The organism is Streptomyces virginiae (assembly GCF_040638905.1).
GTDB classification, from domain to species: domain Bacteria; phylum Actinomycetota; class Actinomycetes; order Streptomycetales; family Streptomycetaceae; genus Streptomyces; species Streptomyces virginiae_B.
On sequence record NZ_JBEZYV010000004.1, the window covers coordinates 351,225 to 370,872 of the forward strand.

At 72.7% G+C, this 19,648-nt stretch carries 17 protein-coding genes; 8 read left to right on the plus strand and 9 right to left on the minus strand.

Annotation, left to right across the window (positions count from 1 at the left end; genetic code table 11):
• Nucleotides 1-40: 40 nt before the first annotated feature.
• From AB0F82_RS09525 to AB0F82_RS09535, 3 genes are all read right to left on the minus strand, one after another.
• On the minus strand, nt 41-1,195 hold the full coding sequence (locus AB0F82_RS09525) for a hypothetical protein (RefSeq protein WP_362625286.1): 1,155 nt from the start codon (nt 1,193-1,195) through the stop codon (nt 41-43).
• Nucleotides 1,192-2,790, minus strand: coding sequence for a M48 family metallopeptidase (locus AB0F82_RS09530; protein ID WP_362625288.1), 1,599 nt, complete (start codon nt 2,788-2,790; stop codon nt 1,192-1,194). The genes AB0F82_RS09525 and AB0F82_RS09530 overlap by 4 nt, the downstream gene beginning before the upstream one ends.
• Before the next feature lie 218 nt (nt 2,791-3,008).
• Nucleotides 3,009-4,115 carry a hypothetical protein gene (locus AB0F82_RS09535; protein ID WP_362625290.1) on the minus strand — a complete coding sequence of 369 codons (1,107 nt, stop codon included), beginning with the start codon at nt 4,113-4,115 and terminating at the stop codon, nt 3,009-3,011.
• 77 nt (nt 4,116-4,192) lie between these two features.
• Between AB0F82_RS09535 and AB0F82_RS09540 the strand changes: the two genes are divergently transcribed.
• A complete protein-coding gene (locus AB0F82_RS09540) occupies nt 4,193-5,350 on the plus strand; it encodes a cystathionine gamma-synthase (protein ID WP_356812487.1) in 1,158 nt (385 codons plus the stop codon).
• 238 nt (nt 5,351-5,588) lie between these two features.
• Here the strand turns inward: AB0F82_RS09540 and AB0F82_RS09545 are convergent, their stop codons facing one another.
• From AB0F82_RS09545 to AB0F82_RS09555, 3 genes are read right to left on the minus strand one after another with little or no spacing between them, the layout of a single operon-like run.
• Nucleotides 5,589-5,843: a hypothetical protein gene (locus AB0F82_RS09545; RefSeq protein ID WP_362625292.1), complete on the minus strand. Its 255-nt coding sequence runs from the start codon at nt 5,841-5,843 to the stop codon at nt 5,589-5,591.
• Nucleotides 5,840-6,262, minus strand: coding sequence for a sigma factor-like helix-turn-helix DNA-binding protein (locus AB0F82_RS09550; protein WP_362625294.1), 423 nt, complete (start codon nt 6,260-6,262; stop codon nt 5,840-5,842). The genes AB0F82_RS09545 and AB0F82_RS09550 overlap by 4 nt, the downstream gene beginning before the upstream one ends.
• Nucleotides 6,263-6,318: 56 nt before the next feature.
• A complete protein-coding gene (locus tag AB0F82_RS09555) occupies nt 6,319-6,840 on the minus strand; it encodes a MarR family winged helix-turn-helix transcriptional regulator (protein ID WP_356813043.1) in 522 nt (173 codons plus the stop codon).
• Between the two features lie 267 nt (nt 6,841-7,107).
• On the opposite strand from AB0F82_RS09555, the gene ilvA reads away from it, so the two are divergent.
• The 3 genes from ilvA to AB0F82_RS09570 all read left to right on the plus strand — a co-directional run bounded on the left by ilvA (nt 7,108) and on the right by AB0F82_RS09570 (nt 10,406).
• Nucleotides 7,108-8,340 (plus strand): threonine ammonia-lyase, encoded by a 1,233-nt coding sequence (ilvA, locus tag AB0F82_RS09560; RefSeq protein ID WP_356813042.1) that lies wholly within the window; start codon nt 7,108-7,110, stop codon nt 8,338-8,340.
• A gap of 186 nt (nt 8,341-8,526) precedes the next feature.
• The gene (locus AB0F82_RS09565) at nt 8,527-9,552 is read left to right on the plus strand and encodes an ATP-binding cassette domain-containing protein (protein WP_362625297.1); all 1,026 of its coding nucleotides are present in this window, start codon (nt 8,527-8,529) and stop codon (nt 9,550-9,552) included.
• Nucleotides 9,549-10,406, plus strand: coding sequence for an ABC transporter permease (locus AB0F82_RS09570; RefSeq protein WP_362625299.1), 858 nt, complete (start codon nt 9,549-9,551; stop codon nt 10,404-10,406). Before AB0F82_RS09565 ends, AB0F82_RS09570 begins: the two co-directional genes overlap by 4 nt.
• A gap of 138 nt (nt 10,407-10,544) precedes the next feature.
• Here AB0F82_RS09570 and greA read toward each other — a convergent pair whose 3' ends face one another.
• Together greA and AB0F82_RS09580 are read right to left on the minus strand one after the other, a co-directional pair.
• Nucleotides 10,545-11,042, minus strand: coding sequence for a transcription elongation factor GreA (greA, locus tag AB0F82_RS09575; RefSeq protein ID WP_030823019.1), 498 nt, complete (start codon nt 11,040-11,042; stop codon nt 10,545-10,547).
• A gap of 208 nt (nt 11,043-11,250) precedes the next feature.
• Complete coding sequence (locus AB0F82_RS09580) at nt 11,251-11,664, minus strand: DUF4307 domain-containing protein (RefSeq protein ID WP_362625301.1); 414 nt, start codon at nt 11,662-11,664, stop codon at nt 11,251-11,253.
• Nucleotides 11,665-11,779: 115 nt separating this feature from the next.
• Here AB0F82_RS09580 and mca point away from each other — a divergent pair, with 115 nt between their 5' ends.
• Nucleotides 11,780-12,661 carry a mycothiol conjugate amidase Mca gene (gene mca, locus AB0F82_RS09585; RefSeq protein ID WP_356813038.1) on the plus strand — a complete coding sequence of 294 codons (882 nt, stop codon included), beginning with the start codon at nt 11,780-11,782 and terminating at the stop codon, nt 12,659-12,661.
• A gap of 2 nt (nt 12,662-12,663) precedes the next feature.
• Entirely contained in the window at nt 12,664-12,891 is a 228-nt protein-coding gene (locus tag AB0F82_RS09590; RefSeq protein ID WP_356813037.1) for a hypothetical protein, read from the plus strand.
• A 242-nt stretch (nt 12,892-13,133) separates the two neighbouring features.
• On the opposite strand, the gene AB0F82_RS09595 is transcribed toward AB0F82_RS09590, so the two are convergent.
• Nucleotides 13,134-16,427 (minus strand): tetratricopeptide repeat protein, encoded by a 3,294-nt coding sequence (locus tag AB0F82_RS09595; protein ID WP_362625304.1) that lies wholly within the window; start codon nt 16,425-16,427, stop codon nt 13,134-13,136.
• Nucleotides 16,428-16,578: 151 nt separating this feature from the next.
• Between AB0F82_RS09595 and AB0F82_RS09600 the strand changes: the two genes are divergently transcribed.
• Both AB0F82_RS09600 and AB0F82_RS09605 read left to right on the plus strand, forming a co-directional pair.
• Nucleotides 16,579-17,340, plus strand: coding sequence for a DUF4344 domain-containing metallopeptidase (locus AB0F82_RS09600; protein WP_362625306.1), 762 nt, complete (start codon nt 16,579-16,581; stop codon nt 17,338-17,340).
• Nucleotides 17,341-17,444: 104 nt separating this feature from the next.
• Entirely contained in the window at nt 17,445-19,520 is a 2,076-nt protein-coding gene (locus AB0F82_RS09605; protein ID WP_362625308.1) for a thioredoxin domain-containing protein, read from the plus strand.
• Nucleotides 19,521-19,648 lie beyond the last annotated feature (128 nt).

Below are 19,648 nucleotides of genomic sequence, written 5' to 3' on the forward strand. Positions count from 1 at the left end.
GACCCGCCCCGGTCCGCTCCGACCTGCCCCGTTCAGCGCCTCACAGGCCCGGCGTGACCTCGCGCACCGCCCAGTCCCGCGCGTACACGTAGCGCGACGGCGACCAGTAGTACCAGGGCATCGCCCCGATGTACCCGTCGATGTGGCGGAACTGCTCGACCGCCTCCGCGTCCCGGTCCTGCCAGAACAGGAACCACGCCAGCATGTGGCGCAGCCGGATCGACCGCCAGTCGTCCGGGTCGGCCGCCGCGAGGTCGGCCAGGGCGCTCTCCACCGCCGCGAGGACCTCCGGCTCCTTGAAGAAGGTCTCCGGCTTCAGGTCCGACTCGTGCAGTTCCTGCTCGACGTAGGCGATGAGCGGCAGCAGGGACAGCAGCTCACCCGGCTCGGCCTTGGCGGCGCACTCGTGTGCGAAGGCGAGCGCCAGCTCGTGGGAGCCGCGCCACTTCTGGCTCCAGTACTGCATGGCGCTCGTGTGGGCCGACAGGTTCTTCGGGTCGCGCTTCACGATCTGCGACCACAGCTGCCGGTATTCCTCGTGCGAATAGCCCAGGCCCTGGCTGATGGACTGCTCCACCATGTACGGAACCGGGTCCGCGGGATCCGCCAGCCGCTGCGCCTCGCGCGCCTGCTCCTGCGCCTTGAGCAGCAGCTCGCGGAAGATCCGGAACTGCTCCTGGGTGGTGTGGCTGGCCCGCGCGGAGCCCCGCACGTTCCACGCCACCAGGACGCCCGTGTCCGCGTTCACCAGCGCCGCGGACGGGTCGGACGGCCTGGCCCTGCGCCAGGCCAGCAGCCAGGCGTCGTCCTCGGCAGCGAGCTCGGACAGGGGGCGCAGGCGCTGCCAGCGCTCCTCCCAGTCCTGCCCGGCCGCGTCGAGATAGGCCGCGCCCGCTTCCCAGTCGCCGGCCTTGACCGCCGCGACGGCGGCGGTCTGCTCGGGCGACACGGGCCGCGCGTTGTCCGTGTCGAGCTCGGCCTCCGGTACGAAGCCCAGCGCGACGACCGCCGCGGCCTGCTGCGCCTTCCGCTCGGACTTGATGCCGGCCGTCTCGGCGTTCAGGGCTGCGGTCCGTGCCTCGATGGCGGTGACCTCCGCCTCCAGCCGCTTCGCCTTGCGGATGTAGTAGACGCCGCGCAGGAGCTTGAAGGCGCCGAACAGCAGCATGGCGCCCAGGATGTAGAGGCCGATCACGGGGCAGGCACCAGCTTTCGCAGGGGTTCGGTGTCGGGCAGGTCGGCGACGGCCGAGTCCAGGGCGAGGCGCAGCTGCTCCTCGAAGCCGTCGGCCGGGTAGCGCAGGGACGCCGAGTCGGACCAGGACAGCTGCCAGCGGGCGGCGCCGCGGCCCGTCAGTTCCACGGTCACCAGCTGGCTCAGGGCGCGCCGGACGACCGGGCGGGCGAACTCGCGGGCCGTGCGGCCGGTGGCGGCCGCCGCCTCCTCCGACTTCGGGAAGCGGTCGGCGATGCGCCAGAGCACCGCCGGGTCCGCGTCGACCGCGTCGAGCAGGGCGGGCAGCCCCGGGCCGGCGCCCTCGGCGGCGAAGGCCTCGCGGATCTCCTCCGCGCCCTGGCCGACGTACTGCGTCATCGACTCGTGGACGAGGTCCTCCCAGTCGACCCGCTTGAGCGCGAGGGCCTCCGGGGTGAGGACGACCTGCTCCAGTGCGGCCAGCGCGGCGTCCGCGTCGGACAGCAGCTCCAGGGCGGGACGGGCGCTCTGCCCGGCGCGGCCGTCGTCGGGCAGGGCCTCGATACGGGCGACGCGCTCGGCGAGCGGGGGGTGGGAGTCGTACGGGGAGGCGGGCTCGGTCGACAGCTCCCGGCGCAGGTCGTCCAGGTCCTCCGCGCGGGCGTCGAGGAGCTTGCGCAGGCCGCCGAAGACCTCGCCGGGGCGGGGCAGCAGGCCGGCGCCGACGCCGAGGGTGGCGTAGGAGCTCATGTAGAAGTCGTGCGCGGAGTCCAGGGCGTTGAGTTCGCGCAGTGCGGACGCGGCGGAGTCGCGGCCGGCGACGCGCACCGAGGCGAGGTCGGCGGCGAGCTCCTGGCGGCGGGAGGTGGTGCGGGTGGCACGCATGTAGAAGTTGCCGTACGCCATGTAGATCTTGGCCATGGCGCGGTACGTCGCCCCCTCGCCGGCGGTGTCGACCCCCTTGGCGCCCTTGCCCTTCGCGACCCGCTTCTCGTCCCGCTTCTCCTGGCGGGCCCGCTCCTTGGCGACCTTCTTGTCGGCGCGTTCGTGGAAGTGGCCGATCGTACGGATCAGCTGGGCGCGGCCGCGGGCGATCAGCGGGGTGAGGCGGGTGTCGAAGTTGGCGTAGTGGCCCATCTCGTGGGCGAGCACCGCGCGCAGCTGCATCTCGTCCAGGCCCGTCATCAGGGGCAGGCCGAGGTAGAGGCGGCGGGTTCCGGCCCGCAGGCCCAGCAACCCGGCGTCCTCGGCGACGGCCGCGTTCACCTCGTCGATCAGCACGATCTCGTCGGGTGCGCGGGTGCCGACCTGCTGCGCGATCTCGCGCACGGTCTGCCACAGCAGGGGCTCCTGCGCCTCGGTGACGGTGATGCCGGTCGGCGGCTCGCCCTTGGGGGTACGGAGCATGAACAGGCCCCGGACGATCGGGACGGAGAGGACGACCGATACGATTATGATCTTGAAGGCGACCGGGCCGTGCAGCCAGGTGACGACGGCGAAGTCGACGCCGACGAGGGCGGCGAGCAGGACGACGCCGAGCAGGTAGAAGCCTGCGAGCAGGACGAGCGCGCGCACGGCACGCAGAGAAGCGCCCATATGGACAGATCCCCCCACGGGATGAAAGCGGTGCTGAGGTACGTGGCGAGGGCCGATGGCCGCCACGCCGCATGATGCGGCTCAGAGATTGTTGACGGCAACCTTATTCGCCGCTCGTCGCCGCTGGTCGTGGGGGGTACCCGTGGGTAGGTGGACCGGCGGGGTGGCTGCGGACGGTGCCGCCCCCGGCGCGGATCCGCACCGAGGGCGACCGCCCGCTACTGGGGGAGCGTCGCCGGGGACCCGCCGTTCGCTTCGTAGCCGGCGACCGCCAGGGCCCGGTACACCGCGTACTGGGCCGCCGGGTCCTGCGCCGCCGACCACGGCAGCGCGCCCACGTACCCGTCCACGTGGCGGACCTGCTCCATCGCCTCGGCCCACCGCTCCATGTTGACCAGGAACAGCAGCAGCAGGTGCCGTACGTGCGCCAGCATCGGGTCGTCCTGCCGGGCCGTGTTCACCGCGTACAGCGCGCCCTCCACCGCCCGCGTCACGGCCTCACTGCGGTAGAAACCGCTGCTCAGGATCACGTCCGGCAGGTTCTCGTACAGCGCGAACAGCGGGAGCGCCGCCAGCAGCGAGCCCTGCGGGGCACGCGCCGCGGCCGCGTGCGAGAAGGCGTCGGCCTTCTCCCGCGAGCCGTGCCACTTCGCGCACCAGTAGTGCAACGCCGCCAGGTGCGCGCCCATGTGCTCCGGCGCCCGGTCGATGACCTTCGCCCACAGCTCGTCGAACTGCGCCTCCGGGTACGCCAGCCCGCGCGCGATCGCCAGCTCCGTGATGTACGGGACCGGGTCCCCCGGCGCCAGCAGCGCGGCCCTGCGGCACGCCTCCCGGGCCTCCTCCAGGATGATCCGGTGGTCGTCGGACCCGACGCCGCCCGAGTGCCGCCATGCCTGCTGCACCAGCAGCTCCGCGTGCACCTGCGCGCCGCCCGCGTCCTTGTCCGCCTCCAGCCGCCACGCCTTCAGCCACTGCGCGCCCACACCCGGCTGCGCCACGAGCTCCAGCGCCGCCGCGCCGCCGAAGGCCTGTACGCGCTGCCAGCGCCGCTCGCCCTCCCGCGGGGTCCCGGCGAGCAGCTGCGAGGCCGCCTGCCACTGCCCGGTGCGCCGCACGTTGTCGAGGGCGTCCATCAGGTCCTGGTCCGGCCCGGGGACGCGGATGTCGAGGTCTTCCTGCCGGTCGAATCCGTAGTTCGCCGGGTCGGCGGCGTCAGGGCTGCCGGGCGCGACCAGACGGATGCCGCCGCGCCTGCGCCGGACGAACGGGCCGACGATGAACACGATCATGAGCGCCGCGAACAGGAACCACAGAATCTCCATGCCTCCAGCGAACCAGACCGAGGGGGCGACAGGCCAATAGGGGGGGTGCACACCGGGCCTGGGCATAGCATCTGACCATGAGCGACGACAGCCACGAGCACCAGAGCTTCGAGACCCGCGCGATCCACGCGGGCAACACGGCGGACCCGCTGACCGGCGCGGTCGTGCCCCCGATCTACCAGGTCTCCACATACAAGCAGGACGGCGTCGGCGGCCTGCGCGGCGGTTACGAGTACAGCCGCAGCGCCAACCCGACCCGCACCGCGCTGGAGGAGAACCTCGCGGCGCTGGAGGGCGGCCGGCGCGGCCTCGCCTTCGCGTCCGGCCTGGCCGCCGAGGACTGCCTGCTGCGCACGCTGCTCTCCCCGGGCGACCACGTGGTCATCCCGAACGACGCCTACGGCGGAACCTTCCGCCTCTTCGCGAAGGTCGTCTCCCGCTGGGGCGTGGAGTGGTCGGTGGCCGACACCTCCGACGCCGATTCCGTACGGGCCGCACTCACCCCGAAGACGAAGGTCATCTGGGTCGAGACCCCCTCCAACCCGCTGCTCGGCATCACCGACATCGCCGTCGTCGCCGACATCGCGCGGACGGCCGGCGCCAAGCTGGTCGTGGACAACACCTTCGCCTCGCCGTACCTCCAGCAGCCGCTGGCGCTGGGCGCGGACGTGGTGGTGCACTCGCTGACCAAGTACATGGGCGGGCACTCCGACGTGGTCGGCGGCGCGCTGGTCACCGCCGACGAGGCGCTGGGCGAGGAACTGGCCTACCACCAGAACGCGATGGGCGCGGTGGCCGGGCCGTTCGACTCGTGGGTCGTGCTGCGGGGCATCAAGACCCTCGCCGTGCGCATGGACCGGCACGCGGAGAACGCGGCCAAGATCGTCGATGTGCTCAAGCGGCACCCGAAGGTCACCAAGGTGCTGTACCCGGGCCTGCCCGAGCACCCGGGCCACGAGGTCGCCGCCAAGCAGATGCGCAACTTCGGCGGCATGCTGTCCTTCCAGGTAGCCGGCGGCGAGGAAGAGGCCGTCGCGGTCTGCGGCCGCACCAAGATCTTCACGCTGGCCGAGTCCCTGGGCGGCGTGGAGTCCCTCATCGAGCACCCGGGCCGCATGACGCACGCGTCGGTGGCCGGCTCGGCGCTGGAGGTCCCCGCGGACCTGATCCGCGTCTCGGTCGGCATCGAGAACGCCGACGACCTGATCGCGGACCTGACGCAGGCGCTGGGCTGACCCACCGCCGCACCCCCGCCGGGCTCCGCCCGGGCCCGGTGGGGCCTGCCGGCCTCGCCGGGCTGTTCCAGCCCGGCCGGCGTGTGAGGCGCGGGTCCGGACGGGGCCCGGTGCACGGCGGAGCCGGGTTTCCTGGGGCGCCGCCCCAGACCCCGCGCCTCAAACGCCGGCGAGGCTGGATTCTGCCGGGCGCGGCCGCACGGGTGCGGGTGTCGCGGCCCACAGATCCGCCGTTCGGCTACCAGCCCTCCAGGGGTGGGGAGATGCCGCTCGGGGGGCCCGCCCAGGGGCGGGTCAGGGACGCCCAGACCGTGAAGGCCACCGCCGCGGCGAACAGCACCGCCCAGCCGAACCTGCGCAACGCCCGGCGCCGGCGCAGCAGTCGGTCCCCGCGGGCCGCCGCGCCCGCGGCCAGACCCGTCGGCACCACCGGGTACGGGCCCTCCAGGAGCTGCTTGACCTGGGCTTCCTTCCGGTCCGGGAGCCCGCTCACGCCGCCTCCCGGGCCCTCAGCAGGGACACGGCCCGGTTGCAGAGCACCCGGACCCGCTCGGCCGGCATCCCGAGCTGCGCCGCCGTGACCTCCTCCGCGACCCCCTCGTAGAGCCGCAGGACCAGCACCAGCCGCTCCGGCGGACTCAGCCGCACCAGCACCCCGGTCCCGCCGTGGTGGCGCCAGCCGGTCCGCGCGAAGGCCGCGCACAGCTCGTGGCGCGTGAAGTCGTAGGGGTCGTCCGCGCGCAGCCGCCGCCAGTTCGCGTACGTACGCGCCAGCGCGCCCGCGAGCAGCCGGCGTGCCGACTCGGGTTCACCGGTCAGCAGTACCGCGACATGCAGGAGCCGCCCGGCCGCACCCGCGACGAAGGCTTCGAACTCCCCGTAGGAGCCCGCCTGTTGATCAACCGCCCGCATATTCACATAGTGCGGCCGGGGGGACCGGTCAGGTCAAGAGGACGGACATACTCCGCTCAGGAGGCGGGCCCGGCTTCCGCCACGGCCGCCATCAGCTCCGACAGCGACAGGTTGAAGCGCGTCAGCAGACCGGTGAAGGACTCGCGTTCGTCCTCGCTCCAGCCCTCCGTCACCCGGGCCATGAGCTCGCGCCGCGAGGAGCGCACCTCCTCCAGCCGCGCCAGCCCCCGCGGGGACAGCGCGAGGACCACGGCCCGCCCGTCCTCGGGGTGCGAGGTCCGCTTGACCAGACCGCCGTCGACCAGCGGCGCGACCTGCCGGGTCACCGTGGAGGAGTCGATACCCATGCCTCCGGCGAGCGCCTTGACGCCCATCGGGCCTTCCAGGTCGAGCCGGTTGAGCAGCAGGTAGGCGGCGCGGTCCATCGAGTTGCGGGCCTGGCCCACGCCGCCCAGACGGGTCTGCTCGGCGCGGCGGGCGAAAACCGCCACCTGGTGCTGGAGCGCGTCGAGGAGACCGGCTCCGGCAGGCGCATCGGCCGGCACGGGCAGATCGGAATTGGCCGGGGAGGAAGGCATGGCCGTGGGCTCTCTTCGCGTGGGTCCGACAAGGATGGGGGACAGAGTACGCGGCCCTGCGGCGGCTCGTACGCCTCGTACGAGAACTGATACGGCCCGCGCGGGCGGGCGTCCCACGGCCGTCCCGGATGGCGAGATTTCGCCCCTCGCCGCCGTACCGTCCGTACCCCTCGCCGCAGTCCTTCCCGTACTCGCCCGTAGCCCCCTCCTTCACGGCCCTCGTGGACGCTCCGGGCCCGGTCGCGCCCGGGCTGCGAGACTGACGGCATGAACTACCGTGTGCCCCAGCCCGTCCCGCAGGTCATCCTCGACGACGTACGGGGGGCTCAGAAGATGCTCTCCGGCGTCTCCCGGGTCACGCCGATGGAAGGCAGCAGGCACCTCTCCGCACTCACCGGCTCGCCGGTCCACTTCAAGTGCGAGAACCTCCAGCGCACCGGATCCTTCAAGCTGCGCGGAGCCTACGTGCGCATCGCGGGCCTGCGCCCCGAGCAGCGCGCCGCCGGCGTCGTGGCCGCCAGCGCCGGCAACCACGCCCAGGGCGTGGCGCTGGCCTCCTCGCTCCTCGGGGTCCGCTCCACCGTGTTCATGCCGGTCGGGGCGCCGCTGCCGAAGGTCGCCGCGACCCAGGAGTACGGGGCCGACGTGCGCCTGCACGGGCAGGTCGTCGACGAGACCTTCCTGGCCGCCCAGGAGTACGCGGACCGCACCGGCGCGGTGTTCATCCACCCCTTCGACCACCGCGACATCATCGCGGGCCAGGGCACGGTCGGCCTGGAGATCCTGGAGCAGTGCCCGGAGGTGCGCACCATCCTCGTCGGCATCGGCGGCGGCGGTCTCGCCGCCGGTGTCGCGGTCGCGGTGAAGGCGCTGCGGCCCGACGTGCGGGTGGTCGGGGTGCAGGCGGCGGGCGCGGCCGCTTACCCGCCCTCCCTCAGGGCCGGCCACCCGGTGTCGATCGACGACCCGAACACCATGGCCGACGGCATCAAGGTCGGGCGGCCCGGCGACGTCCCGTTCAGGATCATCGGCGAACTCCTCGACGACGTGCGCACGGTCTCCGAGGACGCCCTCTCCAGCGCCCTGCTGCTGTGCCTGGAACGGGCGAAACTCGTCGTCGAGCCCGCCGGGTGCAGTACGGTGGCGGCCCTGTTGAGCGAGCCCGAGCTCTACGGTTCGGGCCCGGTGGTGGCCGTGCTGTCCGGCGGGAACGTCGACCCGCTCCTGCTCCAGCGGATCCTGCGGCACGGCATGGCGGCGGCGGGCCGTTACCTGTCGCTGCGGCTGCGCGTCGCCGACCGGCCCGGGGCGCTGGCCGGGCTCCTGGGGGTGTTGTCAGTGGTGGATGCGAACGTGTTGGACGTGAGCCACGTACGGACCGACCCGATGCTCGGGCTCACGGAGGTGGAGGTGGAGCTGCACCTGGAGACCAAGGGGCCGGAGCACTGCGCGGAGGTCGCACGGACGCTGCACGGCGCGGGATACAAGGTGATGGGCTAGCTGGGCCGCCCCGGCGGACGTGCCCCACGCCCCTCTCCCCTCGGCCCCACGGCCCACGCCGCCCGCCCCCGTCGCGGTCCATCACTCGTCCGGCCGAGCGGGCCCCGCCCGCCGCCCATAGGATTTGCGCATAAATGCCCTGAATGGCTTGATCCCACTGGCCCGATTCACATGGGGAGAATCCATATGCCAGGCGCTATTTACGCCGAGGGTCTGGTCAAGACCTTCGGCGACGTACGGGCTCTGGACGGCGTCGACCTCGACGTCCCGGAAGGCACCGTCCTGGGCCTGCTCGGCCCGAACGGAGCGGGCAAGACCACGACCGTACGCGTCCTGACCACCCTCCTGCGCCCCGACAGCGGCCGGGCCGTCGTAGCCGGCATCGACGTCCTCAAGCACCCCAACGAGGTCCGGCGCGCCATCGGCCTCTCGGGCCAGTTCGCGGCCGTCGACGAGTACCTGACCGGCCGCGAGAACCTCCAGATGGTCGGCCAGCTCTACCAGATGCGGGCCAAGGCGGCCAAGGCGCGGGCCGTCGAGCTCCTCGACCGCTTCAACCTCGCCGACGCCGCCGACCGCCCCGCCAAGACGTACTCCGGCGGCATGCGACGGCGCCTCGACCTCGCGGCCGCGCTCGTCGTCAGCCCGCCCGTCATGTTCATGGACGAGCCCACCACCGGACTCGACCCCCGCAACCGCCAGCAGCTCTGGGGCATCATCAAGGAACTGGTCGCCGGCGGCACCACCCTGCTGCTGACCACCCAGTACCTGGAGGAGGCCGACCACCTCGCGGACGACATCTGCGTGGTCGACCACGGCAAGGTCATCGCCCGCGGCACCTCCGACCAGCTCAAGGCCCGCACCGGCGGCGAGCGCGTCGAGGTCGTCGTCCACGAACGCGGCCACATCGCCACCGCCCGGGAGGTGCTCGCCGGCTTCGGCAAGGGCGAGACCACGGTCGAGGAACACACCCGCAAACTGACCGTGCCGGTGGCCGGGGGCGCCAAGCTGCTCGCCGAGGTCATCCGCGAGTTGGACGGCCGCGGCATCGAGATCGACGACATCGGCCTGCGCCGACCCACCCTCGACGACGTGTTCATCTCCCTGACCGGCCACGCGGCGGAACGGGCGGCGGAGGAGGAGAACGGCGGCGGCGGGGCCGCCGCCGAGGCCGAGGGCCGCAGGGCGGCCCGGAAGGAGGCGGCGAAGTGACCCTCACCTCCCCGAACCCGGACCTCGCGGCACCGCGACCGCGCGGCGGCCTGACCCAAGGCGTCAACGACTCCCTGGTGATCGCCAAGCGGAACCTGATCCGGATGTCACGGATCCCCGAGATGATCATTTTCGGCGTGATCCAGCCGGTCATGTTCGTCGTGCTCTTCAGCTACGTCTTCGGCGGCTCGATCAGCGTCGGCGGCAGCACTTCGCCCGCCGCCTACCGCGAATTCCTGATGGCCGGCATCTTCGCCCAGACCGTCACCTTCGCCACCGCGGGCGCCGGCGCGGGCATCGCCGACGACATGCACAAGGGCCTGATCGACCGCTTCCGCTCCCTGCCCATGGCCCGCGGAGCGGTCCTCACCGGCCGCACCCTCGCCGACCTCGTCCAGACCTCGCTGACCCTCGTCGTCCTGGCCGTCGTGGCCCTGCTCGTCGGCTGGCGCACCCACACGAGCCCCGGCGAGGTGCTCGCCGGCTTCGGCCTGCTGCTCCTGCTCGGCTACGCCTTCTCCTGGATCGGCGCCCTCATCGGCCTGTCGGTGCGCACCCCCGAGGCAGCCACCTCCGGCGGGCTGATCTGGCTCTTCCCGCTGACCTTCATCTCGAACGCCTTCGTCCCCTCCGAGAACATGCCGCCGTTCCTGCGGACCATCGCGGAGTGGAACCCCTTCAGCGCCACCGTCCAGGCGTGCCGCGAGCTCTTCGGGAACCTGCCCCCGGGCTATCCGGTCCCGGACGCCTGGCCCATGCAGCACCCGGTCACGGCGTCCCTCCTCTGGTCGCTGCTGATCATCGTGGTCTTCCGGACCCTCTCGGTCCGCAAGTACCGCTCGGCGACCGCGTAGGGCCGCCCGTACCCCGTACCGCCCGTACACGCGTGATGCCCGGCCGGAGAACCGGCCGGGCATCACGTGCGAATCCAGGGTGATCGAAGGGATCGGATCGATGGGATCGATCGGGTCGATCGAGATGATCGGGGGTGATCAGCCGGTGAAGGGCTTGACGTCCAGGATCTTGACCGAGGCCTTCTTGCCGTTCGGCAGCTCGTACTCGGCGTCCTCGCCGATCGACTTGCCCATGACGCCCGTGCCCAGCGGGGACTGCGGGGAGTACGTCTCGAAGTCCCCGGACGCGTACTCGCGCGACGCCAGCAGGAACTCCATCGTGTCGTCCTCGTCGCCGTCGAAGGCGATCTTCACCAGGGTGCCCGGCGCCACCACGCCGTCGGACGCCGGTGCGGTCCCGACCTTGGCGTTCTCCAGGAGCTGCGTGAGCTGGCGGACCCGGAGCTCCTGCTTGCCCTGCTCCTCCTTGGCCGCGTGGTACCCGCCGTTCTCGCGCAGGTCGCCCTCCTCACGGGCGGCTGCGATCTTCGCGGCGATCTCCGTGCGGGCGGGACCAGAGAGGTAGTCCAGCTCCGCCTTCAGCTGGTCGTACGCCGCCTGGGTCAGCCAGGTGACGCTCTCGCTCGTCTGGGTCACGGGTGCTCCTCGTCGGTACAGGGGACTACATGGCCGCCAGCGGCGGACGAAACCACGAGCCTAACAATTCGGGAAGAAAAGGGGGAGGACCCCAGAGGTCCATTGCCCCGTGGGCCACCCTCCGAAGCCCCGTGGCGGTGGCGCGGCGGGGGATGCCCAGCCGGCGGAACACCCTCGCCCGGCGGGGCGGCCGAGCCGGCGCCGCGCCTCAGCCGGCGGAAGCCGCGGGCTGGCAGCCGACCAGCTCGATCATGGTGGCGCGGCCGGTGGTCTTCAGCGAGACGACCTCGTCGACCCGCGACGCGGACTGGGCGAAGGTGAAGTCGCCGCGGCCCACCTCGGCGTGCTGCTCGTCCTGCGAGACCATGGTGCAGACGCCGGTGACCGACGCGTCCTTGCGGACCTCCAGGTGCACCTGCACCTCGGTGTCCGAAATCACCTGGAACTTGATCACTTCGGCGCTCACGCTCCGCCCGGCGACGTAGTCCCAGCCGATCCAGCCGATCACGCCCAGCAGCACGGCACCCAGCGCCGCCCCGACGACCTTGAGCTTGCGATCCGTACGCTCGTCCGCCGACCGGCCGTACCGGCCCTCGGGCAGTCCCTCGCGTACCGCGGTCATGATCTTTTCCTCTCGCTGGGGAGGGCGGGTCACCGGGTCACCCCTGGAATTTTCCGTCCCCCAGTTCGGTCACTATAGAAGCCGAGTGTCGCGCCGAATCGCAGAGGATCCTGTTTTGACCGAGCAGCTTCGACTGATGGCCGTCCACGCCCACCCCGACGACGAGTCGAGCAAGGGCGCGGCCACCATGGCCAAGTACGTGTCCGAGGGGGTCCCCGTGATGGTCGTCACCTGCACGGGCGGCGAGCGGGGCTCCGTACTGAACCCCAAGCTCCAGGGCGACAAGTACATCGAGGAGAACATCCACGAGGTCCGCGCCAAGGAGATGGAGGAAGCCCGCCAGATCCTCGGTGTCGAGCAGGAATGGCTCGGCTACGTCGACTCCGGCCTCCCCGAGGGCGACCCGCTGCCCCCGCTCCCCGACGGCTGCTTCGCCCTCGCGGACGTCGACGAGGCCGCCGGCGAGCTGGTCAAGAAGATCCGCGCGTTCAAGCCGCAGGTCATCACCACGTACGACGAGAACGGCGGCTACCCGCACCCCGACCACATCATGACCCACAGGATCTCGATGGTGGCCTTCGACGGCGCGGCCGACACCGAGAAGTACCCCGAGGCCGAGTACGGCCCCGCCCACCAGCCGCAGAAGCTCTACTACAACCAGGGCTTCAACAAGCCGCGCACCATCGCCCTGCACGAGGCGATGCTCGCGCGCGGCCTGGAATCCCCCTACGGCGAGTGGCTGGAGCGGTGGAAGGAGTTCGAGCGCAAGGAGCGGACCCTGACCACCCACGTCCCCTGCGCGGACTACTTCGAGATCCGTGACAAGGCGCTCATCGCGCACGCCACGCAGATCGACCCGGACGGCGGCTGGTTCCGCGTCCCCATGGAGGTCCAGAAGGAGGTCTGGCCCACCGAGGAGTACGAGCTGGCGAAGTCGCTCGTCGACACCTCCCTCCCCGAGTCCGACCTCTTCGCGGGCATCCGGGAGAATGCATAGCCATGAGCGCTACGCAGGCAGCACTGACCCAGCTCCTTCCCCTGGCGGGTGACACCTTCGACAAGAACAAGGTGACCCCCGGAATCCTGGGCTTCATCGTGTTCGCGGCCCTCGCAGTCGGCGTGTGGGCCCTGATGAAGTCCATGAACCGGCACATGGGCCGGGTGGACTTCGAGGAAGCCCCGGACCCGGCCGCCCCCACCGCCCCCACGCCGAAGCCGACCAGCTAGCGCGCGCCTTTCGGATCCTGCCGGGCCCGCACTGCCCGCCCCCGCGCAGCGCGCGCCGAGCCCGGGCACCTCTCCGCGGGCACGCCCAAGGCCGCGCTCCAGGTGGCAGCCGGGCAACCCCGACGGGCCCGCCCGCCCCGGCCCGGTGGGGCGGCGGCTTCGCGCGGACCGGCCGCACGGCGCGGGCGCCCGGTCCCGCGGGGCGAAGCCGCCGGGGAGGCTGCCGCCCCCGGGCAGGCGGCTCACGCCCGCGGCACGCCCATGACCTCCCGCGAGTGCAGGTTCGGGACCAGGCCCAGGCGCCACGCCTGCCAGCCCTCGGCCGGGTCCACGCCCCGGCCCAGGATCACCCCGTACGTCTCCAGGCAGTCCTCCAGCCGGCCGTCACGCGCCGGATGCGGCGCCTCCACGAGCCGCGCCAGCTCCGCCCGCGCCTCCTCCGGCACCCCCGGCCCCGCCAGCCCCCCGTACGGCAGCAGCGTGCACCGCAGGAAGCGCGCCCAGTCCTCCCCACGCCGGTCCCCGTACGAGATGAACAAGCGGACCGCCTCCTCGCACAGCCCGAGCGCCTGCGACAACCGCCCGTTGCCCGCGTCGACCACCGCCAGCTCCAGACACGTCCACGCCTCACCGTGCGCCAGCCCGATCCGCTGGAAATCCGCCCGCGCGTCCACCAGCAGCTGCCGGGCGAAGCCCGAGTTCTTCAGGTTCCCCGTCTGCGCCGCCCGCTGGTCCCGCGTCACCCGGCCCGAATGGTGCCGGGCGTGCGCCAGCCCGTACACGTCCCGCATCCGCGAGAACATCGTCCGCGCCCGCTCCAGCTCCCGCACCGCCCGGTCCCGCTCGCCGCCCACCTCCAGCGCCTGCCCCAGGTAGTACTGCGTCCACGCCTCACCGCGCGCGTCCTCCGCCTCCCGGTGCCGGGACAGGGCCTCCCGCAGCCGCTCCACCGCCGGCCCCGGATCCCCGTCCACCACCCGCGCCCGGCCCAGCTGCGTCAGCGCCCACGCCTCACCACGGTCGTCCCGCGTCCGCCCGTACAGCTGCAGCGCCAGGTCCAGCTCCTTCTCCGCCTGCTCCACCTCGCCGTACCGCAGGTGCACCTGCCCCAGCTGGAAGTGCGCCCACGCCTCCCCGTGCACGCTCTCGCTCTCCCGGTGCAGCGCCAGCGAGGTCTCCAGCAGCCGCGTCGCCTCCGCCAGATGCGCCATGTCCCGCTCCACCGCCGCCAGCGCGTGCAGACCCCACGCCCGGTCACCCGCCAGCTCCGCCGGCTCCTGCAGCACCAGCGCCTCCCGGATCCGCACCGCGGCCTCCGGCAGATTCCCCTGGTGGTGCAGCGTGATCCCGAGCGAGACCAGCGCCATCGCCGCCCCCGCCTCCTGACGGGCCTCCATGTACTGGTCCACCACCGACGTCAGCGTCGTACGGGCCTTGTCCAGCTCACCCAGCTGCCGCGCCGCGATACCCGTACGCCACTGCACCGACCGCACCAGCCGACCCTGCTGCACCGCCTGCTCCTGCCCGCCCGCCGCCACCGCCTGCGTCAGCTCGTCGATCTCACCCAGCCGGTACAGGTCACCCCGCAGCAGACAGAAATCGCACAACGCCCCCAGCAGGTCCAGCACCGCCTGCTGATCCACCCCCTCCGAATGCCGCAGCGCCGCCGTGATGAAGCTCGACTCGTCGTCCAGCCACCGCAGCGCGGCGTCCAGCGAAACGAAGCCGTGCCCCCCGAACTGGTTCGCCCGCGTCGACATCTTCCCGTCGACCATCCGGATCACCGAGTCCGCGAGCTGCGCGTAGTCGCGGATCAAGCGCTCGTGCGCCGCCACGACCTGCGCCCGGTCCTCGTCCGCCGCCAGCCGGGCCGCCGCGTACGCCCGCACCGCGTCATGCATCCGGAACCGCTGACCCCGGACCCGCTCGATCAGACCCGCCTCCCACAACTCCTCCAACGTACGCAGCGCCGCCTGCTCCGGTACGCCGGCCAGCGCGGCCGCGGCCGCACCGCCCAGCGAAGCCCGCCCCGCCAGCGGCAACCGCCGCAACAGCAGCCGGGCGGGCTCCGCCAGGCGGGCATCCGCGGCCCGCAGGGCTGCCTCCACCGGATGCACCCCGTCCGCCCCGCCTGCAGCCCCTTCGGCCCCTACAGCCCCGTCAGCGGCGGCAACGGCGCCGCCCTGAACCAGCGGAGCCAGCATCCGCAACGCGAGCGGCAGCCCACCACCCACCGCCACCACCGAAGCCACGCCGTCGGCGGCTCTTTCCCCGGCCGCCGCCTCCGGCGCCACCGCCCGTACCAGCTCCGCCGCCTCGTCCCCGTCGAGCCGCCCCACCGGCAGCTGGTGGACCCACGCCGCCAGATCCCCGGGCAACTCCAACGGCTCCCGCGCCGTCACCAGCACCAGGCTCTCCGAACGCTCCGGCACCAGCATCCGCACCTGCGCCGCATCCACCGCGTCATCGAGGAGAACCGTCACCGGCAACCCCCGCAGGTGCTGGTGGTACAGCTCACCCAGCCGCCGCACCTGCTGCTCCGCCGACGCGCCCTCCCGGAACAACAACTGCTCGCGCGGCGCACCCAACCGGTTCATCAGGTGCAGCAGCGCCTCCCGCGTCGACAGCGGCGCCTCGCCGGGCTCACCACTCGGCGAACCACCCCGCATGTCCACCACGCACGCACCCCGGAACTGGTCCCGCAACGCGTGCGCCGCCCGCAGCGCCAGCGCCGTCCGCCCCACCCCCGGCTCCCCGTACAGCACCACGACCACCGGACGGGTCTCCGTACTCGCCCGGGCCGCCTGCACCCACTGCGCGATCCGCGCCAACTCCGACCGGCGGCCCGCGAATCGATCCGCCACGTCCGGCAACTGCCCGAAGGAGTGCTCCAGCGCACTGCGCCGCCTCGCCTCCGCACTGCGGTCCACCCTGCGCAGATCCCCGGCCGCCCGCACCGGCGACACCGCCACCGGCCGGGGCGCCCGCGCCGCCGCCGCGACCGCACGCTGCTGCTCCAGGAACGGACGTATCCCGCGCACCTCCAGCGCCGACAACCACTGCAGCCTCAGCTGCTCCGCCCCGCCGGGCCGCCCCACCTCCCCCGCCCGCCGGTTCGCGGCCGGCACGTGCAGGGCCGTCACCTTCGCCACCGTCGCCACCGCACCGGCGATCCCCACGACCGCACCCGCCGTCAGCGCCGTACCCGCCGCGACGCCCAGCGACAGGTCCGCCCCGACGGCGGCCACCGCCGCGACCGCCGTCACCAGCACCGCCGTCGATGTGTCGCCCCGCCGGAACGCCTCACCCAGCGACTGCTCCCCGGCCGCGGCCTCGTCCAGCGCCCGCACGTACGCCTCGTACTCGGGCGCCGCACTCGCGGCGAGCGCGTCCAGGGCCTCCCTGCCGCGCGCCAGCAGCGCCGCCCCGTCCACCGCCCCGCCCGCGGCATCCGCCGGGCCGGCCCCCCGCCGGACCGCCTCGTCCACAGCCCGCTCCAACAGGCGCTCGGCCTCACCGCGATGGCTGTCCCGCATCGGCATCCCCCTCAGAGAGCTCCGGCAACGTGCCACAAGTGTCCTGCGGGACACTCCCGTTCGCGAGGAAATCTGAGCTAGTTCAGAGGGAAGCGGTCACTCGTCCATACAGTCGGGTCGAAAAACCCAACTCCCCCAAGGACAAAGCTCCATGACGACGCACAAGATCCCCGCCGCCGCAGCCCTCTGCGCCGCACTGCTCCTGAGCGCATCCCTCGGCTCCTGCCAACAGGCGCCACCGACAAGGGGTTTCGTCCCACATCGCGAAGAACCCGCCCCCGCCGACCGCGAGACCGCCACCCTCCTGGAGCGGCACCGCATCACGCAGACCGTCACCGCCGACCTCAACACCTACCTCGACCTCCCCCACCGCATCGAGGTCACCACCCGCTCCTGCGAGGGCGAAGGCAGCGGCTACGACCCCGACACCCGACGCATCGAACTCTGCTACGACGACCTCACCGAGGACCGCGAACTGTTCGAGCAAGCCGGCGACACTCCGGCGGACGACCCCGTCGCCGCCGTGGCCCGCGAAACCCTCTACCACGAAGCGGGCCACGCCCTCATCGACACGCTCGGCCTCCCCGTACCCGACGACCGCACCGAAGAGGACGCCGCCGACCGCTTCGCCCAGCTGATGCTGTTGCGCGACGGCCGCCCCGACGGCGAACAGACCCTCCTGGCCGCGGCCCGCGCCTACGACCTGGCCGCCGCCGCCCATCCTGAACCGGACCCCGAAGACGAACACGCCCCCGATCCCGCCCGCGCAGAATCCCACCGCTGCGCCACCTACGGCGCCGCCCCCACCCACCACCCGGGCCTGGCCACCCCGCCCCGCACCCCGTGCCCCCACACCTGGACCACGACCCGCGACGCCTGGCTGAAGGACCTTGCCCCCGTACTCAGGCCGTAACCCGACGGCGCGCGGAAGTGGGCGGATCGGCTGGTTCCCGCCGAACCGGGGGCCTGATGGCCAGGTCACGAGCCGTACACGGGGTGGTGCGGCAGGATGGGGCCATGCCGAATCGCCTTGCGAACGAGACCTCGCCGTACCTGCTCCAGCATGCGGACAACCCCGTCGACTGGTGGCCGTGGTCGCCCGAGGCCTTCACCGAGGCGCGCGAGCGGGGCGTACCCGTACTGCTAAGCGTTGGGTATAGCTCTTGTCACTGGTGCCATGTCATGGCGGACGAGAGTTTCCAAGACGAACTGGCCGCCGCCTACATGAACGAACACTTCGTCAACATCAAGGTGGACCGCGAGGAGCGGCCCGATGTCGACGCCGTCTACATGGAGGCCGTGCAGGCCGCCACCGGGCAGGGCGGGTGGCCCATGACGGTCTTCCTCACCGCCGACGCCGAGCCGTTCTACTTCGGGACCTACTTCCCGCCCGAGCCGCGGCACGGGATGCCCTCCTTCATGCAGGTCCTCGAAGGCGTGCGGGCCGCCTGGGTGGGGCGGCGCGCGGAGGTCGCCGAGGTCGCGCAGAACATCACGCGGGACCTGGCCGGCCGGCAGCTGGACTACGGGAGGGCCGGGACCCCGGGCCCCGAGGAGCTCGCGCGGGCGCTGCTCGGGCTGACGCGCGAGTACGACGCCACGCGCGGCGGGTTCGGCGGGGCGCCGAAGTTCCCGCCGTCCATGGTGCTGGAGTTCCTGCTGCGCCACCACGCCCGCACCGGGTCCGAGGGCGCGCTGCAGATGGCCGCCGACACCTGCGAGGCGATGGCGCGCGGCGGGATCTACGACCAGCTCGCCGGCGGGTTCGCGCGGTACTCCGTGGACCGGGAGTGGGTGGTGCCGCACTTCGAGAAGATGCTCTACGACAACGCCCTGCTCTGCCGGGTCTACGCCCACCTGTGGCGGTCCACCGGTTCCGAGCTCGCGCGGCGGGTCGCGCTGGAGACCGCCGACTTCATGGTGCGGGAGCTGCGGACCGGTCAGGGCGGCTTCGCCTCCGCCCTCGACGCCGACAGCGAGGATCCGGCGACCGGCGAGCACGTGGAGGGCGCGTACTACGCCTGGACGCCCGCCCAGCTGCGGGAGGTGCTGGGGGAGGACGACGGGGCGCTCGCGGCCGGGTACTTCGGGGTGACGGAGGAGGGGACCTTCGAGCACGGCAAGTCCGTGCTCCAGTTGCCGCAGGACGGGCCGGCGGTGGAGGCCGAGCGGATCGCCGGGATCAAGGCGCGGCTGCTGGCCGCGCGGGCGGAGCGGCCCGCGCCCGGGCGGGACGACAAGGTCGTCGCCGCGTGGAACGGCCTGGCCATTGCCGCGCTGGCCGAGTGCGGGGCGTACTTCGAGCGGCCCGACCTGGTGGAGCGGGCGACCGAGGCCGCCGATCTGCTGGTGCGGGTGCACTTCGACGCGGCCGTCGGCCGGGCCCCCCGGCTCGCACGGACCAGCAAGGACGGTCACGTGGGGGCCAACGCCGGGGTGCTGGAGGACTACGGCGACGTCGCGGAGGGGTTTCTGGTCCTGGCCGCGGTGACAGGTGAGGGGGTCTGGCTGGAGTTCGCCGGTTTCCTCGCGGACCTGGTCCTGGACCGGTTCACCGCCGAGGACGGGTCGCTTTACGACACGGCGCACGACGCGGAGAAGCTGATCCGCAGGCCGCAGGATCCGACCGACACGGCGGCGCCGTCGGGGTGGACGGCCGCCGCGGGCGCGTTGCTGTCGTACGCCGCGCACACGGGTTCCGATGCGCACCGTACGGCGGCGGAGCGGGCGCTCGGGGTGGTGCACGCGCTCGGTCCGCGCGTGCCGCGCTTCATCGGGCACGGGCTGGCGGTGGCCGAGGCGCTGCTGGACGGGCCGCGTGAGGTGGCGGTCGTCGGTCATCCGGAGGATCCGGCGCGTGCGGCGCTGCACCGGGCGGCGTTGCTGGGGACGGCCCCCGGTGCGGTGGTCGCGGTCGGGCTGCCGCCTTCCGCGGAGGGTGGCGAGGGTGGCGAGGGGGAGTTCCCGCTTCTGGCCGAGCGCACGCTCGTGCGTGACCTTCCGGCGGCGTACGTGTGTCGACATTTCGTCTGCGCGCGGCCTACTACGGACCCGGTGGAGCTGGCGGAGCAGTTGGGTGCGGTTCGTCCCTGAAGGGACGGGAGTGCCGCCAAAGTACCCCGGGCGCCTGAAGGTCAACCGCAGCGATCCGCTGCGGCTCGACCCCGACGGTGACGGGTTGGCCTGCTGAACGCATCGCAGGAGGGGCCCGGCCGCGAGGG